We start from the raw sequence: 15684 nt of genomic DNA, 5'->3' as shown, positions 1-15684 counted from the left end.
GGGCTCCCCTGGGCGTGGGGTGGACCTCGGCCCCGCCGGTGCCGGCCGCCCCCCACCGGGCGCGTGTCCGCCGATAGGAACGCGTCCCGACCAGCAAGGAACGACCATGGCGTCAAGCCTGACGAAGGACTCGGTCCACCCGGGCACCCCCGGTTCCGAGAAGACCTTCTTCGGCCACCCCCGCGGCCTGGCCACCCTCTTCATGACCGAGATGTGGGAGCGCTTCAGCTTCTACGGCATGCGCGCCCTTCTCGTCGTCTACCTGCTCTCCGGCGGCCCCGACGCCAAGAAGGGGAGCATGGGCGGCGGGCTCGGCATGGATCTGGCCACCACCACCGCGATCTACTCCGTCTACCTGTCGATGGTGTACCTGCTCGCCATGCCCGGCGGATGGCTGGGCGACCGCGTCTGGGGCCCCCGCAGGACGGTGACGATCGCCGCCGTGACGATCATGGCGGGTCACGCGGTGCTGGCGCTGCCCGGCGGGCAGGCGCCCTTCTTCGCCGGTCTGGCGCTGGTCGCGCTCGGCTCCGGCCTGCTGAAGGCCAACATCTCCACCATGGTCGGCCACCTCTACGACGGCCCGGACGACCCGCGCCGCGACGGTGGCTTCACGATCTTCTACATGGGCATCAACATGGGTGCCTTCTTCGCGCCCCTGATCATCGGCACCGTCGGCCAGCAGGTCAGCTGGCACCTGGGCTTCGGCCTCGCCGCCGTGGGCATGGCGATCGGCCTCGCGGCCTTCCTCATCGGCACCCGGCACCTGAACCCGCAGAGCAACGTCGTGCCCAAGCCGCTGGACACCGCGGAGCGCGCCTCCTGGCTGCGCAAGGGCCTGACCTGGCTCGCCGTCGCCGCCATCTTCTACGGCATCGTCGGCTTCACCGGCCACTTCACCCTGAACTGGGCGATGATCCCGCTCACCGTGATCGGTCTGGTCATCCCGGCCGGCGTCCTGCTGCGCATCAAGCGGGACAAGGAGCTGTCGGACGTCGAGCAGTCCAGGATGACCGGCTACATCTGGTTCTTCGTCGCGGCCGCCGTCTTCTGGATGATCTACGACCAGGGCGGTTCCACGGTCCAGGCGTTCGGTGAGACCAGGACCTCCGGCTCGCTGCTGGGCTTCGACTTCCCGTCCTCCTGGTACCAGTCGCTGAACCCGGTGTTCATCATGGCCCTGGCCCCGGTCTTCGCCTGGTTCTGGCTGTGGCTGAACCGCAAGGGCAAGGAGCCGAGCACCGTCGCGAAGTTCGCGGCCGCCCTGTTCTTCGTCGGCGTCTCGTTCTTCTTCTTCCTGCTGCCGCTGGGCATGACCGAGGGCGACGCGCTGGTCAGCCCGATGTGGCTGGTGGGCATCTACCTGATCCAGACGGTCGGTGAGCTGTGCCTCTCCCCGGTCGGCCTGTCGGTGACGACCAAGATGGCCCCGGCGAAGTACGCCAGCCAGATGATGGGCGTGTGGTTCCTCGCGGTCACCGCGGGCGACTCCGTCACCGGTCTGCTGTCCAACCCCGCCGTGGCCGGGGTCGACCTCAGCGGCACGGGAGCGGTCGCCGTGGAGGCCGCCCTCGCCGCCTTCGCCGGCTTCGCGGTCTACATGTACCGCCGGAAGGTCAAGGCCCTGATGGGCGACGTGCACTGAGACCTGGCCGGCACCGCCGGTACGCCGAAGGGCCACCGCATCCTCGGGTGCGGTGGCCCTTCGGCGTACCGGCGGTGCCGGCGGGGTTCCCGGCCGACGGCGTACGTTCCGTCGGAACGCGCGGTGGAAGGAGCCCCGACGCCCCCGGCCGGTTCAGGCCGGCGCCCCCAGCTCGGCCCACACTCTCTTGCCCGTGGTTCCCGGGCTGCGTACGACCCCCCAGTCCAGGCACAGCCGCTGGACGATGAACATGCCGTGGCCGCCGGGGCGGCCGGCGCGGTGCGGGGTGCGCGGGGCGGGCTGGCCGGTGCCGCGGTCGGAGACCTCGACGCGGATCACCTTGTTGTCGCAGGTGATCTCCAGCTGGTCGGGGCCCTCGGCGTGCAGACAGGCGTTGGTGACCAGCTCGGAGACGACGAGGAGCACGTCCTCGGCGGCGGCCCGCTGGTCGGCGGTCGCGGCGGGCAGCCAGCCCCACGCGTACAACGCCTGACGGGTGAAGTCGCGGGCGAGCGGCACGACGCCGCTCTGGCCGTCGAAGCTCAGCCTGCGGACCTGGCGACCCCCCGACGGGACCGCCGGCACGGCCGTCGCACCCCCTGGGGACGCCCCTCCCGCCGGCACGCTCCCCCCGGACGCCCCGGAAGCGCCGCTGGGCTCCGGGCCGCGGTCGCCCGGCGAGTAAGGCCGGGTGGTGCTCATCAGCGCTTCACCTCACCGATTCACCAGTTCACGATTCAAAAGTCACCAGTCACTTCGCACGTACACGGTCGGTACGTCCCTGCACACGCCGGAACCCCGGTCACCGGCTCCCGCACGGGCGGCGGCCGATCCACTCAGCATGTCTCCTGCCCGACCGCTCCGGTGGAACACCCCCGTTTTCGACTCGGGGAGAGTGCCGCCCGGTGCGTGCCGGCCGCGGGAGCCCGGAAAGGACACGTCGACGATCCGGCGGCCGGCTCAGCCGGTCTCGTCGGCCAGGGCGTCCTCGAGCGTGTCGTGCACGCTGAAGACCGCGTCGGCCCCCGTGATCTCGAACACCCGAGCCACCACCGGCAACATCCCGGCGAGATGCACACCACCTCCGGCCGCCTCCGCCTTCAGCCGCGCGCCCAGCAGCACGTTCAGCCCCGTGGAGTCGCAGAACTCCAGGCGCGAACAGTCCACCACCAGCCGCGAGCGCCCCCTGGCGAGGCACTCCTCGAGCGGCTCGCGCAGCAGATCGGCCGTGTGGTGATCCAGCTCACCCGCCGGAGTCACGACGGCACTGGAACCCTCCTGCCGCACCTCCACCAGAAGCCGGCCCGACTGTGCGCTGCCGACCGTCCCGCGGTCCATGCCGTCTCTCTCTCCCGGAGTCTTGGCTGCTGCTGACGCCCTCGAACACTACTGCTTCCGTCACCACTTCGACACCCGACAACCGCACACAAACGGACATACCCCCACATAACGCACTTGCGGCAGTGTTGGGAAAGCGGGTAGGGCTAGTAGGGACCCGTACCCGACACGGCCGGCTTTGGAGGCGCCGCACACCGCAGTGCACGCACTGGCTTCGGCAGCCATATGCCGAGAACGATGGAGGACATCATGTCACCCCGGCTCGACGCATCGCATACCCAGAGGGCGACGTCGGCGCCCCCGACGGAGCATCCGGATCCCATCGCGTTTCACGACGGACGCGCCGAGCGGGCCGATCAGGCCGCACTGGCCCCGCTGTCCGGACTTCCGGACATCCCCCCGTACGACGAGGTGGCCCCGGACGACGCCCGGGCCCTGTCCAAGACCCTCTTCGAGCGACTGGAGCACCTCGAGGAAGGCACCCACGCATACTCGTACGTCCGCAACACGCTCGTCGAACTCAACCTCGCGCTGGTCAAGTTCGCCGCCTCCCGCTTCCGCTCCCGCAGCGAGCCGATGGAGGACATCATCCAGGTCGGCACCATCGGCCTGATCAAGGCGATCGACCGCTTCGAACTCTCCCGGGGCGTCGAGTTCCCCACGTTCGCGATGCCAACCATCATCGGCGAGATCAAGCGCTTCTTCCGCGACACCTCGTGGTCCGTGCGCGTCCCGCGCCGGCTGCAGGAGCTGCGCCTGGACCTCGCCAAGGCCGGTGACGAACTGGCCCAGCGGCTCGACCGCGCCCCCACGGTGACCGAGCTCGCCGAGCACCTCGGCCTGTCCCGGGACGAGGTGGTCGAGGGCATGGCCGCCTCGAACGCGTACACCGCCTCCTCGCTGGACGCGCAGCCCGAGGAGGACGACTCCGAGGGCGCCCTGGCGGACCGCATCGGTTACGAGGACCACGAGCTCGAAGGCATCGAGTACGTGGAGTCGTTGAAGCCGCTGATCGCCGAACTGCCCTTCCGGGACCGGAAGATCCTGTCCCTGCGGTTCGTGGCCAACATGACCCAGTCGGAGATCGGCGAGGAGCTCGGCATCTCGCAGATGCACGTCTCGCGACTGCTGTCGCGCACACTCGGCCGGCTGCGCAAGGGGCTGACGCTCGAGGAGTGACGGGACGACAGGACGTCTCCGTCCGGTGCCGGAAGCGGCGCCGGGCGGACCGCGTTCCGGATGCCTCCCCTCACCCGGGTCCGTTCCTCCCCCTCGCCCGGGGCCGCCGTCGGCGCCCCGCCGGTTACCCAGGGAAACGTCTTTCACCCCGGGCTCCCTTGCACCACTATGGTCACCCCCGAACTGGCCGGTACGTCAGGAGTCCGGCGACGGCGCCGAGACGGACGCCGGGGTGCGAGGAGGCGGGTGCATGGCTCGGGCCGGCGGTACCGACAACGGCGTCGAGACCGGGGACGCGGGCGGCGGACCGCACGAGGGCATGTCCGACGCGCGGCTCACCGGGCTGCTGGGCGCCGACACACCGACCGTCTATCCGGCGCTGCGGGAACTGCGCGCCCGTCACCTCCCCTCCGTCCTCGCCTACGCCCGCCAGTGCACCACGAGCGAGCCGACCGCACGGCAGATCGCCGCACAGGCGTTCACCCTCGCCGTCCGTGAGACGGCACGCGGCGTGGACCCCGGCGTCCCGGTCCGGCTGCACCTGCTGCTGCTGACCACCCGGCTGGCCGCCGCCTGGGCGCGCGACGAGCGGTCCGGCGGCGTGGACGCCGGGCTCCTGCTGGTCCTGAACACGGCCGGCCCCGAGGGCCCCGTACCGCCGCTGCTCGCCGCCTTCCGGTCACTGCCGGCCCGTACCCAGGGCCTGCTCTGGTACGGGGCCGTGGAGCAGGAGCCCGCGGACCGGACCGCCACGTTCCTCGGCGTCGGCCGCCAGGACGTGGCGTACGGCCTCCCGCAGGCGCTCAAGGCGATGGCCCGGGCCTCCCTGCGGTCCCGCCTCGCCGCCTCCGACGACCCGCGCTGCGGCGACTTCCGCCGCCTCATCGAGGAGGCGGTACGGCCCGACCACCCCCGCCCCAGCTCCGACCTGCACACCCACATGGCGCACTGCGGCCACTGCACCGCCGCCTTCGAGGAGCAGTCCGCCCTGCGCGACCACCCGCGCACCGCGCTGGCCGAGGGCCTGCTCCCCTGGGGCGGCACCGCCCATGTCACCCGGCGGCCGGCCGAACCGCGCCCGGACACCCGCGCGCGGGCCGCCGCCCGGCCGCCCTCCCGCCGCTACGTGCTGGCCTCGGCAGCGCTCGGCGTGGCCCTCGCACCGCTGCTGCTGTTCCTGGTCACCTCGGGCGGCGGCCCCCGGGACCAGCGCGCGGCGGGCGCGGCGACCACGCCCGCGCCGCCGGTGGAGGTGACGGTGACCACGACCGTGTCGGCGACGCCGCCGTCGCCCTCCCCCTCCGCGGCCTCCCGGCCTCCCTCGCCCGAACCGACGCCGAGCCCCTCGAGGACGGCGCCTCCGAAGCCGACGCCCACCCCCGAGCCCAGGCCCACGCCCACGTATCCGCCGGGCGCGGCCTGGGCACAGGTGGTGAACGTCGCCACGGGCCGCTGCCTGGACGTGGCCGGTGACTTCGACAACGGCACGGACGTCGTCACCGCCCCGTGCGGGTCCGCGGCCACCCAGCGCTGGCGCGTCGACTCCTACCGCGGGGTGCTGCAGTCTGCGGCGGACCCCGACTTCTGCCTCGACAGCCGCGGCTCCGTGGAGAAGGGTGTCGGCGTCTGGAAGTGCTCCTCGGTGGAGGGCAGGAACGGCCGGAACCTGACGTTCACCGTCGACCCGGACGGCGTGATCCGCCCGGCCGTCGCCCTCGCGACCGGCCTCACCCCGAACGCCGACGGTTACCTCTCCCTCACCCCGCTGACCGGGGGCACGACACAGCGGTGGCGTGCGGGGAACGCCTGATCAGACCTCGCGCACGCCCTTCCGCCAGACCTGGGCGACCAGGGGGACGCCCGGGCGGTAGGCCAGGTGGACATGGCTGGGCGCATCGAGGACGGCGAGGTCGGCACGGGCCCCGGGGGCCAGCCGGCCCACGTCGTCGCGGCGCAGGGCCTTCGCGCCACCGGCCGTCGCCGCCCAGACCGCCTCGTCGGGGGTCATGCCCATGTCCCGCACGGCGAGCGCGATGCAGAACGGCACCGAGGACGTGAAGGACGAGCCCGGGTTGCAGTCGGTGGACAGCGCGACCGTGACCCCGGCGTCCAGCAGGCGCCGGGCGTCCGGCCACTGGGCGCGGGTGGAGAACTCGGCGCCGGGCAGCAGCGTGGCGACCGTGTTGCCGCCGGCCAGGGCGTCGACGTCCGCGTCCGTCAGGTGGGTGCAGTGGTCGGCGCTGGCCGCGTCGAGCTCGACGGCGAGCTGGACGCCGGGGCCGTGGGTGAGCTGGTTGGCGTGGACGCGCGGGTGAAGGCCCCGGGCCCTGCCCGCGGTGAGGATCGCGCGGGCCTGGTCGCCGTCGAAGGCGCCCTTCTCGCAGAACACGTCGATCCAGCGGGCGTACGGAGCGCAGGCCTCGAGCATCTCGCCGGTGACCAGTTCGACGTACGCCGCCGGGTCCTCGGCGTGGTCGGGGGAGACGATGTGCGCGCCGAGGTAGGTGACCTCCTCGGTGTGGCGGGCGGCGATGCGCAGGGCGCGGGCCTCGTCGGCGACGGTCAGCCCGTACCCGGACTTCGTCTCGAACGTGGTCGTGCCCTGGCGCAGGGCCTCGGCGAGATAACGGGTGAGGTTGGCCTCCAGTTCCGCGTCGGTGGCGGCGCGGGTGGCGGCGACCGTGGTGCGGATGCCGCCCGCGCTGTAGGCCCGGCCGGACATACGGGCGTTGAACTCCTCGGTGCGGTCGCCCGCGAAGACCAGGTGGGAGTGGGAGTCGACGAAGCCCGGGATCACCGTCCGGCCGCCGGCGTCGACCCGGTTGTCAGTGGCGGGTGCTTTCCTGGATTCACCGGTCCACGCGATGCGGTCGCCGTCGATGACGACGGCCGCGTCCCGGACCAGTCCGAGAGGGGACCCCCGTCCGAGGGAGGGATCGTTGGTGACCAGCGTGGCGATGTTGGTGATGACGGTGCTGCTCATGGTGTCCTCGGCGTCGACGGTGGGATTCAGCCGCGCAGGGCTTCGACGGCGTCCGCCAGCGCTGACGGCACATCGGGTACGAGGGTGTGGGCGCCGTCCCGCACGACATGGCGGCCGCCCACGACCGTATGGCGTACGTCCGCTGCCGTCGCGGCGAATACGGCCGTCTCGGCGCCGAGCCTGGGCAGGGTCCCCGCTGTTCTGACCGAGTCCAGCGCGATCGTCGTGAAGTCGGCGAGGGCGCCGGCGGTGAGGCTGCCCGCGTCGGGCCAGCCGAGGGCCGCGTGCCCGTCGGCGGTGGCGGCCCGCAGCAGGGCAGCGGCCGTCCAGTGTCCGCGGGTGCGGCTGCGCAGCCGCTCGTTCAGTTCCATCGCGCGGGCCTCTTCGAGCAGGTCGACGACGGCGTGGCTGTCGGAGCCGAGGGACAGCGGGGAGCCGGCGCGCTGCAGGGCCGGGGCGGGTCCGATGCCGTCGGCCAGGTCCCGCTCGGTGGTCGGGCACATGCAGGTGCCGGTGCCGGAGCGGCCGATGAGGGCGATGTCCTCGTCGGTGAGGTGGGTGTTGTGCACGCCGGTCGTGCGCGGGCCGAGGACGCCGTGGTCGGCCAGCAGCCGGGTGGGGGTGCACCCGTGGGCGGCCCGGCAGGCGTCGTTCTCGGCGGCCTGCTCCGACAGGTGCACATGGAGCGGGGCCCGCCGCTCCTCGGCCCACCGCACCACCGTCGCCAGCTCCCGCGCGGGCACGGCCCGTACGGAGTGCACGGCGGCGCCGATCCGTGCGTGATCCCGCTCTTTGAGAACTGAACAGCGTTCGGCCCAGGCCTCGGCCGTTCCGTCGGAGAACCGGAGCTGGTGGGTGTCGGGCGGCTGTCCGAAGCCGGAGGACAGATAGCAGGTGTCGAGGAGGGTGATGCGGATGCCGGCCTCGGCGGCGGCCTCGATCAGGGCCTCGCCCATCGCGTTCGGGTCGGCGTACCGGGAGCCGCCCGGCGCGTGGTGGACGTAGTGGAACTCACCGACGGCCGTGATGCCGGCCAGCGCCATCTCGGCGTACACCGCGCGGGCCAGCGCGTGGTAGTTCGCCGGGGTGAGCCGGCCGGCGGTGGCGTACATGACCTCGCGCCAGGTCCAGAAAGTGCCGGAGCCGACCTGGACGGTGCCGCGCAGGGCCCGGTGGAAGGCGTGGCTGTGCGCGTTGGCGAGGCCGGGGACCGTGAGTCCCCGGAGGGGTTCGGCTCCCGACGGCGGGGCGGGCACGCCGGTGCGGACGGCCGCGATACGGCCGCCGCGCACGTCGAGCGCCACGCCCGGCTCGACGTGTGTGCCGAGCCAGGCCTGCTCCAGCCAGTACGTCCGCGGATGAGTCTCCGTCACTTGCGGGCCAGCCCTTCCAGTACGTCGGCGAGTGCGCGCACCCCGGCCACGCAGTCGTCCTCGGCCGCGGACTCGGCCGGGGAGTGCGAGACGCCGGTGGGGTTGCGTACGAACAGCATGGCGGTCGGAACGCTCCCGGACAGGATCCCGGCGTCGTGTCCGGCGCCCGTGCCGAGGACGGGCACCGTCAGGCCGGTGTCCTTGCCCAGGACGCGGGCGAGTTCGTCCCGCAGGGCGTGGTCGAACTCGACGACGGGCGTGAAGGACTCGCGCACCACGTCCAGGTCGACGCCGTGCGCCGCGGCGTACTCGCGGGCCGCCTTCTCGATGCCGGTGACCACGGTGTCGAGGGTCTGCTGGTCGGCGGCGCGGGAGTCGAGCCAGCCGCGCACCAGGGAGGGGATCGCGTTGACGCCGTTCGGCTCCGCGGCGATCTTGCCGAAGGTGGCGACGGCACCGGCGAGCGCGGCCTCGCGCCGGGCGGCGAGCACCGTCTCGGCGTACGACAGCATCGGGTCGCGCCGGTCGGCCAGCCGGGTGGTGCCGGCGTGGTTGGCCTCGCCCCGGAAGTCGAACCGCCACCGCCCGTGCGGCCAGATCGCACTGGCCACACCGACGGCGTCCCCGGTGAGGTCGAGGGCGCGTCCCTGCTCGACGTGCAGTTCGACGAAGGCCCCGATGCGGGCGAGGCGCTCCGGGTCCGGCCCGATGGCGTCGGGGTCGTACCCGGCGGCCTCCATGGCCCGGGGCAGTGTGATCCCGTCGCCGTCGGTGAGCCGGTGCGCCTGCTCGACGGTGAGCCGCCCGGCGGTCAGCCGCGACCCGACACAGGCGAGACCGAACCGGGCGCCCTCCTCGTCCCCGAAGTTGACGACGGCGAGCGGCCGGGCGAACCGCACGTTCCTGCCGCGCAGTTCGTCGAGGGCAGCAAAGGCGGACACGACGCCCAGGGGCCCGTCGAAGGCTCCGCCGTCGGGCACGGAGTCGAGGTGCGACCCGGTGACCACGGCGTCGCCCTGAGCGGGGTCCCCGAGCCAGGCCCACTGGTTCCCGTTGCGGTCGACCTCGTACGCCAGCCCGCGGGCCCGGGCCTGCTCCTCGAACCAGGCCCGGCACTCGGCATCGGCGGCCGTCCACGCGAACCGGCGGTAGCCGCCGGACTCCGCGTGCCGCCCGACGGGAGCGAGGTCCCGCCACATCTCGTGGAAGGAACCGCCGCCGCCCGCCACGGGCTCGCGGCCCTCACCGGAACGCCGGGTCATCCGTCGTCACCCTCACGCATGGGCACCCGTACTCCCCGGTCCCCCGCGACCGACTCCGCGAGGTCGTACCCGGCGTCCACGTGCCGGATCACGCCCATCCCGGGATCGTTGGTGAGAACCCGGCGGATCTTCTCGCCGGCCAGCGCCGTACCGTCGGCGACCGTCACCTGTCCGGCGTGGATCGACCGGCCCATGCCGACACCGCCGCCGTGGTGGACGGACACCCACGACGCCCCCGACGCCACGTTGACCATGGCGTTCAGCAGCGGCCAGTCGGCGATCGCGTCGGAGCCGTCGAGCATGGCCTCGGTCTCCCGGTAGGGGGAGGCGACGGATCCGCAGTCGAGGTGGTCGCGGCCGATCACGACCGGCGCCCGCAGCTCACCGCTCGCGACCATGTCGTTGAACCGTTCGCCCGCCTTGTCACGCTCGCCGTAGCCGAGCCAGCAGATGCGCGCGGGCAGGCCCTGGAAGTGGACGCGCTCGCCGGCCATCTTGATCCAGCGGGCCAGGGACTCGTTCTCGGGGAACAGCTCCAGGATCGCCTTGTCGGTCCTGGCGATGTCGGACGCCTCACCCGACAGCGCGGCCCAGCGGAACGGGCCCTTGCCCTCGCAGAACAGCGGCCGGATGTAGGCGGGGACGAAGCCGGGGAAGGCGAACGCCCGGTCGTACCCGGCCAGTTGGGCCTCGCCACGGATGGAGTTGCCGTAGTCGAAGACCTCGGCGCCGGCGTCCAGGAAGCCGACCATCGCCTCGACGTGCCTGGCCATGGACTCGCGGGCCCGGGTGGTGAAGCCGGCCGGGTCCTTGGCGGCGGCGTCGGCCATGTCCTCGAAGTCGACGCCGAGCGGCAGGTACGACAGCGGGTCGTGGGCGGAGGTCTGGTCGGTGACGATGTCGATGGGCGCGCTCATCGCGAGCAGCTGCGGGACGAGTTCGGCGGCGTTGCCGAGGACGCCGATGGACAGGGGCCTGCGCTGGTCGCGCGCCTCCACGGCCAGGTGGAGGGCCTGCTCCAGGGAGTCGGCCCTCACATCGAGGTAGCGGTGCTCGATGCGCCGCTCGATGGCGCGCGGGTCGCAGTCGACGCAGATGGCCACGCCGTCGTTCATGGTGACGGCGAGCGGCTGGGCGCCGCCCATGCCGCCGAGGCCGGCGGTCAGGGTGATGGTCCCGGCGAGCGTGCCGCCGAACTTCTTCGCGGCGACGGCGGCGAAGGTCTCGTAGGTGCCCTGGAGGATGCCCTGGGTGCCGATGTAGATCCAGGAACCGGCGGTCATCTGGCCGTACATGGTCAGACCGAGGGCCTCCAGGCGGCGGAACTCCTCCCAGTTGGCCCAGTCGCCGACGAGGTTGGAGTTGGCCAGGAGCACGCGCGGGGCCCACTCGTGGGTCTGCATGACGCCGACGGGGCGGCCGGACTGGACGAGCATGGTCTCGTCGGCCTTGAGGGTCCTCAGCGTGCGGACCATGGCGTCGAAGGAGCGCCAGTCGCGGGCGGCCTTGCCGGTGCCGCCGTAGACGACGAGCTTGTCGGGGTGTTCGGCGACCTCGGGGTCCAGGTTGTTCTGGAGCATCCGCAGGGCGGCTTCCTGCTGCCATCCCAGGGCGCTCAGTTCCGTACCGCGCGGTGCTCGTACGCCACCAGGGGGCGGCCCGTAGGGCCTCGTTTGAGGGTGGTGGAGGGAGACGGGCGGGCGGGGTCCTGACATGGTCTGCCTCCTCAGCGGATTGCTCCCAGCGGATTTGTTGCTGCTGTTATTCACATCCTGGCCTGATGAATAGAGCTAGTCAATACGTCGCGGTGTACCGACACGGGCGCACCCCGGATGTTTCGCTGGACGCGTGACGGCAGGCGGCGACAGGTCGACGGGGACGGGGGACGACGGCATGGACGGCATGGACGTCAAGGACGGCAAGGACCGCACGGACCGCACGGACCGCGAGCGGGCCGTACGGCGGGACGCGGCGGTGCGGGCCGCGGTGGACCAGGGGCTGCTCGGGCCCGGCTCCCCTCTTGTGGGCCTGCTCGACGTCACCGGCGTCCGGGAGTCGGCGGCAGCGCTCCGCGCGGCGTTCGAGGCGGTGACGGCGCCGGGGACACCGGTGCTGCACGCCTTCGCGGTCAAGGCGACCCCGCTCGTGCCCGTGCTGCGGCTGCTGCACGAGGAGGGCCTCGGTGCCGAGGTGGCGAGCCCGGGCGAGCTGGCGCTGGCGCGGGCGGCCGGGGTGCCGTCCGCCCGCACCGTCCTCGACTCCCCGGCCAAGACCCCGGCCGAGCTGCGCGAGGCGCTGGAGCTGGGCATCGCCGTCAACGCGGACAGCCCTCAGGAGCTGGCCCGCGTCGACGCCCTCGTGGGGCCCGCCACCCCTCGCTCACCGCTGGGGATCCGGGTGAACCCGCAGGTCGGCGGGGGGTCCATCGAGGCGCTGTCGACGGCCACGGCGACCTCGAAGTTCGGGGTGGGGCTGCGCGACGAGGGCGCGCGCGAGTGGGTCGTACGGGCGTATCTGGACCGCCCCTGGCTGACGAGGCTCCACGCCCACACCGGCTCCCAGGGCATCCCGCTCCCCCTGATGGCACAGGGCGTGGCGCAGACGTACGCACTCGCCGAGGAGATCAACGCGCGCGTGGGGCGGCGGCAGATCGACACCCTCGACATCGGCGGCGGGCTGCCGGTGAACTTCGGCTCGGAAGCGACCGCGCCGACGTACGCGCAGTACGCGCGACTGCTGGGCGAGACGGTGCCGGGGCTGTTCGACGGGCGGTACGGACTGGTGACCGAGTTCGGACGGTCGCTGCTGGCCAAGCACGGCACGGTGGTGGCCCGGGTGGAGTACACCAAGAGCGCCGGCGGGCGGCCGGTCGCCGTGACCCACGCGGGCGTGCAGGTCGCGACGCGCACGGTGTACGTGCCGGAGGCGTGGCCGCTGCGTCTCGCCGCGTACGACGCGGAGGGGCGGCCCAAGACGGGTCCCGAGGTGGTGCAGGACGTCGCCGGGCCCGCCTGCTTCGCCGGCGACCTGCTCGCCGAGGGTCGCGCCCTCGCCCCGCTCGAACCGGGCGACCACGTGGCGGCGCTGGACACCGGCGCCTACTGCTTCGCGCACCACTACGCCTACAACTCCCTTCCCCGGCCCGGGATTCACGGCTTCGCCCCGGACGGCTCGGGAGGAATCGCCTTCGCGACCGTGCGCGAGCCGCAGACGGTCCGGGAAATCGTGGCGGAGGCGGGGCAGGCGCACGCGTCGGCGCTCACCGCCCTGCGCGCACCCGAGCGCGCTTGAGGCACGCCGAGCGTTCCCGGCGCAACTGGTGTGAAACCCGGGTCAGTCGACCCACATTAGTCCCTCGACCGCATGTTCCACCGGAAAATGCCGTAACCCTCGCCGCCGCCCCACACCGTGCGTAGCGTCTCCCTCACTCAGCCGAAACCCCAGGCGGGAGGGGAACAGCGGTGCCCGGAATCGACGAGTGCCTCCTGGAAGCCATGCGGCTGCCCGGTGCGAGAGGCGCCGCGCTGGTCGACTGGACGAGCGGACTTGCCCTGGGCACCGTCGGGGAGTCCCCGGGCGGCGACCACGAGACCACGGCGGCGGAGGCCGCCGAACTGGCCCGGCTGGCCGCCGAGCACGGGGCGTTCGCCTCCGCCGAGGACCCCGACGGCGCACGGCCCCCGGTCGAGGACCTGATCGTCAGCAACCGCGACAGCTACCACCTGCTGCGCTTCGTGGACACGTCCTTCGACAGCAGTGTGTTCCTGCACCTGTGGCTGACCCGTACGGAGGGCAACCTCGCCCTGGCCCGCATACGCCTGGGCGAGATGGCCGAGCGGCTGGTGCTGGGATGACCGTGGTCGACACCCCGCCGCCCCGGCTGCCGGTGCGCGGCAAGCCGGCCGCCGCCGAGCGGGCCTGGGGCGGCGTCTCACCGATGCTGACCCGGCTCGCCGCCGAACAGGCCACCGGCGTCCTGATCCGCGAACGCGGCACGCTCTACCTGGCCGAGGGCCGCGTGGTGCACGCCGAGAGCCCCCTGACTCCCGGCCTGGACCTGCTGCTGACCGCCCACGGCACGCTGGAGGCCGAGGTGTGGCGGGACGCCGTGGACCGGGCCGACGACCGGCACGGCGCGGCCCGTCTGCTGCTGGACGGCGGCCATCTGACCGAGGGCGCCCTGGAACTGTGCCATCTGGGCGCGCTGTACGACGCCGCCTACTTCGCGCTCGCCCCGAGCAGCACACCGGGCCGCTTCCGCTACGGCATCGCCCACCGGCTCGGCCCCGTCCTGTCGGTCCCTGTGGCCGTCCTGGAGCGCGAGACCCTGCGCCGGCGCGAGCTGCTGCGGCGCATCTGGCCCGACACCGCGCCGGACAGCGCCCCGCTGGTACCGACGTACGCCATCGCCGCGCCGAAGCTCACGCCCCGCCAGCACGCGCTCCTGGAGCGGATCGACGGCACCCGCACGGCCACCGACCTGGCCCGGGAGCTGGGCCGGCAGGCGTTCCACACCCTGGTGGACGTACGGCGCCTGGCGGCCGCCGGACTCGTCGCGCCGCGGAACGCGCCCGGGCCGGCCGACGGCGGGCCGGCACCCACGTTCGCCGAGCAGTTGGCGTACACCACCGATCCCCACATCACGCTGCTGAAGAGGCTCAGGGATGCGCTGGAGGCCCTTTGAGAGGAGACACCGGATGGCAGCCGAGCCGGAAATCCTGGACGAACTACGCCGGTTGAGAGCCCGCGTACCCCAGCTCACCGGCGCCCTCGCCGCGAGTGTCGACGGCCTCGTACTGGCCCACGACACCCCGGGCGTGGAGCCGGAGAGCGTGGCGGCACTCACCGCGGCCGCGCTCGGCGTGGCCGTGCGCATGGCGGACGTCACCGGCCAGGGCGACCTGCGCGAACTGCTCGTGCGGGGCGTCCACGGCTATGTCGCGACCTACGCGGCGGGCAGCGCCGCGGTGCTGACCCTGCTCGCCCAGGACCGCGTCAACGTCGGCCGCCTCCACCTGGAGGGCCGCAGGGCCGGCGCCCGCATCGGGGAACTGGTCGACGCCGAAGCGGCGGCCAGGCCCCCCGGCAAGGCGCCCGCGAAGCCCGAGAAACCGGCCACCAGGACCGGCACCGCACGGACCAGAACCACGCGCGCACCACGCACCACCGCTACCAACGCGCGTACCACCACTGAAAGTTGAGAGAACCAGGAGACCCGCCATGGCCAACACCGAGACCTGCCTGAAAGAAGCGCTCGCCGCCATCGAGGGCGCGACCGGCGTCGCGCTCGTCGACTACACCAGCGGCATGGCGCTGGGCACGATGGGCGGCAGCAAGAGCTTCGACCTGAACGTCGCCGCCGCCGGCAACACCGACGTCATCCGGGCCAAGATGCGCACCATGGAACACCTCGGCCTCAAGGGGCAGATCGAGGACATCCTGATCACCCTGTCCGACCAGTACCACCTGATCCGCCTGATCAGCGGGCGCGGCGGCAACGGCCTGTTCCTCTACCTCGTCCTCGACGCCAAGCGGGCCAACCTGGCGATGGCCCGCCACCAGCTGAAGAGGATCGAGGAGGACCTGGAGGTCTGAGAAACGGCCGCTTCCGCCGGGGCACGGGGCCGGTGCCCCGGCGGATCACGCCGCGGACGCCCGCCCCGTCGTACGCCTCCCACTTCTCACGCGTTGCCCGGCGCTCCACGAGGACGAACGCGCCGACCTCCTCGTGCGACTGGTACGCCTCCCGGCTCACGCAGCCGTCCTCGGCAAGGCGGAGCGACCGCATACGGGAGAGGGCGTCAACCACCGGCCCGGCGAACCCCGTGCGGTCACAGCGTCGGACGGACTGGTTCCGCGGTGCGGCGGCGCGCTCCGCCCGGGGCCGCGTCGCCCGCCGCGAGG

The 15684-nt window shown here is 72.9% G+C and carries 14 protein-coding genes; 8 read left to right on the top strand and 6 right to left on the bottom strand.

From position 1 onward, the window contains the following. Positions 1–106 precede the first annotated feature (106 nt). Entirely contained in the window at positions 107–1645 is a 1539-nt protein-coding gene (locus tag RH94_RS23325) for a peptide MFS transporter (protein ID WP_073949599.1), read from the top strand. A gap of 153 nt (positions 1646–1798) precedes the next feature. Here RH94_RS23325 and RH94_RS23320 read toward each other — a convergent pair whose 3' ends face one another. Together RH94_RS23320 and RH94_RS23315 are read right to left on the bottom strand one after the other, a co-directional pair. Beyond that, a complete protein-coding gene (locus tag RH94_RS23320) occupies positions 1799–2347 on the bottom strand; it encodes an ATP-binding protein (protein WP_073949598.1) in 549 nt (182 codons plus the stop codon). Between the two features lie 258 nt (positions 2348–2605). Continuing rightward, positions 2606–2983, bottom strand: a complete 378-nt coding sequence (locus RH94_RS23315) for an STAS domain-containing protein (protein WP_073949597.1) — start codon at positions 2981–2983, stop codon at positions 2606–2608. A gap of 237 nt (positions 2984–3220) precedes the next feature. Between RH94_RS23315 and RH94_RS23310 the strand changes: the two genes are divergently transcribed. After that, positions 3221–4162, top strand: coding sequence for an RNA polymerase sigma factor SigF (locus RH94_RS23310; protein ID WP_073949596.1), 942 nt, complete (start codon positions 3221–3223; stop codon positions 4160–4162). A gap of 250 nt (positions 4163–4412) precedes the next feature. Continuing rightward, a complete protein-coding gene (locus RH94_RS23305; protein ID WP_073949595.1) occupies positions 4413–5972 on the top strand; it encodes an RICIN domain-containing protein in 1560 nt (519 codons plus the stop codon). On the opposite strand, the gene hutI is transcribed toward RH94_RS23305, so the two are convergent. The 4 genes from hutI to hutU are packed head-to-tail and all read right to left on the bottom strand — an operon-like array spanning position 5973 to position 11495. Next, a complete protein-coding gene (hutI, locus tag RH94_RS23300) occupies positions 5973–7145 on the bottom strand; it encodes an imidazolonepropionase (RefSeq protein WP_073949594.1) in 1173 nt (390 codons plus the stop codon). Positions 7146–7171: 26 nt separating this feature from the next. Further along, positions 7172–8518: a formimidoylglutamate deiminase gene (locus RH94_RS23295; protein ID WP_073949593.1), complete on the bottom strand. Its 1347-nt coding sequence runs from the start codon at positions 8516–8518 to the stop codon at positions 7172–7174. Further along, a complete protein-coding gene (locus RH94_RS23290; RefSeq protein WP_073949592.1) occupies positions 8515–9780 on the bottom strand; it encodes an allantoate amidohydrolase in 1266 nt (421 codons plus the stop codon). The genes RH94_RS23295 and RH94_RS23290 overlap by 4 nt, the downstream gene beginning before the upstream one ends. Then, positions 9777–11495, bottom strand: coding sequence for a urocanate hydratase (gene hutU / locus RH94_RS23285; protein WP_073949591.1), 1719 nt, complete (start codon positions 11493–11495; stop codon positions 9777–9779). Before hutU ends, RH94_RS23290 begins: the two co-directional genes overlap by 4 nt. Before the next feature lie 187 nt (positions 11496–11682). Between hutU and RH94_RS23280 the strand changes: the two genes are divergently transcribed. The 5 genes from RH94_RS23280 to RH94_RS23260 all read left to right on the top strand — a co-directional run bounded on the left by RH94_RS23280 (position 11683) and on the right by RH94_RS23260 (position 15375). Next, the gene (locus tag RH94_RS23280; RefSeq protein ID WP_073949684.1) at positions 11683–13071 is read left to right on the top strand and encodes a type III PLP-dependent enzyme domain-containing protein; all 1389 of its coding nucleotides are present in this window, start codon (positions 11683–11685) and stop codon (positions 13069–13071) included. A 170-nt stretch (positions 13072–13241) separates the two neighbouring features. After that, positions 13242–13634 (top strand): hypothetical protein, encoded by a 393-nt coding sequence (locus RH94_RS23275; RefSeq protein ID WP_073949589.1) that lies wholly within the window; start codon positions 13242–13244, stop codon positions 13632–13634. Beyond that, positions 13631–14464 (top strand): MarR family transcriptional regulator, encoded by an 834-nt coding sequence (locus RH94_RS23270; RefSeq protein ID WP_073949587.1) that lies wholly within the window; start codon positions 13631–13633, stop codon positions 14462–14464. The genes RH94_RS23275 and RH94_RS23270 overlap by 4 nt, the downstream gene beginning before the upstream one ends. 13 nt (positions 14465–14477) lie before the next feature. Next, positions 14478–14981, top strand: coding sequence for a roadblock/LC7 domain-containing protein (locus RH94_RS23265; protein ID WP_073949585.1), 504 nt, complete (start codon positions 14478–14480; stop codon positions 14979–14981). Between the two features lie 19 nt (positions 14982–15000). Then, positions 15001–15375: a roadblock/LC7 domain-containing protein gene (locus RH94_RS23260; RefSeq protein WP_073949583.1), complete on the top strand. Its 375-nt coding sequence runs from the start codon at positions 15001–15003 to the stop codon at positions 15373–15375. Positions 15376–15684: the final 309 nt, after the last annotated feature.

It is taken from the genome of Streptomyces kebangsaanensis (assembly GCF_001906585.1).
GTDB classification, from domain to species: Bacteria; Actinomycetota; Actinomycetes; order Streptomycetales; family Streptomycetaceae; genus Streptomyces; species Streptomyces kebangsaanensis.
Note: the sequence above shows the minus strand (reverse complement) of the source record. Positions and strands in the feature narration are given on the sequence as shown.

Excerpts from the sequence above, each read along its gene's own strand:
- RH94_RS23325 (WP_073949599.1), top strand. The coding sequence starts at position 107 with ATGGCGTCAAGCCTGACGAAGGACTCGGTCCACCCGGGCACCCCCGGT.
- RH94_RS23320 (WP_073949598.1), bottom strand. The coding sequence starts at position 2,347 with ATGAGCACCACCCGGCCTTACTCGCCGGGCGACCGCGGCCCGGAGCCC.
- RH94_RS23315 (WP_073949597.1), bottom strand. The coding sequence starts at position 2,983 with ATGGACCGCGGGACGGTCGGCAGCGCACAGTCGGGCCGGCTTCTGGTG.
- RH94_RS23310 (WP_073949596.1), top strand. The coding sequence starts at position 3,221 with ATGGAGGACATCATGTCACCCCGGCTCGACGCATCGCATACCCAGAGG.
- RH94_RS23305 (WP_073949595.1), top strand. The coding sequence starts at position 4,413 with ATGGCTCGGGCCGGCGGTACCGACAACGGCGTCGAGACCGGGGACGCG.
- hutI (WP_073949594.1), bottom strand. The coding sequence starts at position 7,145 with ATGAGCAGCACCGTCATCACCAACATCGCCACGCTGGTCACCAACGAT.
- RH94_RS23290 (WP_073949592.1), bottom strand. The coding sequence starts at position 9,780 with ATGACCCGGCGTTCCGGTGAGGGCCGCGAGCCCGTGGCGGGCGGCGGC.
- hutU (WP_073949591.1), bottom strand. The coding sequence starts at position 11,495 with ATGTCAGGACCCCGCCCGCCCGTCTCCCTCCACCACCCTCAAACGAGG.
- RH94_RS23280 (WP_073949684.1), top strand. The coding sequence starts at position 11,683 with ATGGACGTCAAGGACGGCAAGGACCGCACGGACCGCACGGACCGCGAG.
- RH94_RS23270 (WP_073949587.1), top strand. The coding sequence starts at position 13,631 with ATGACCGTGGTCGACACCCCGCCGCCCCGGCTGCCGGTGCGCGGCAAG.
- RH94_RS23265 (WP_073949585.1), top strand. The coding sequence starts at position 14,478 with ATGGCAGCCGAGCCGGAAATCCTGGACGAACTACGCCGGTTGAGAGCC.
- RH94_RS23260 (WP_073949583.1), top strand. The coding sequence starts at position 15,001 with ATGGCCAACACCGAGACCTGCCTGAAAGAAGCGCTCGCCGCCATCGAG.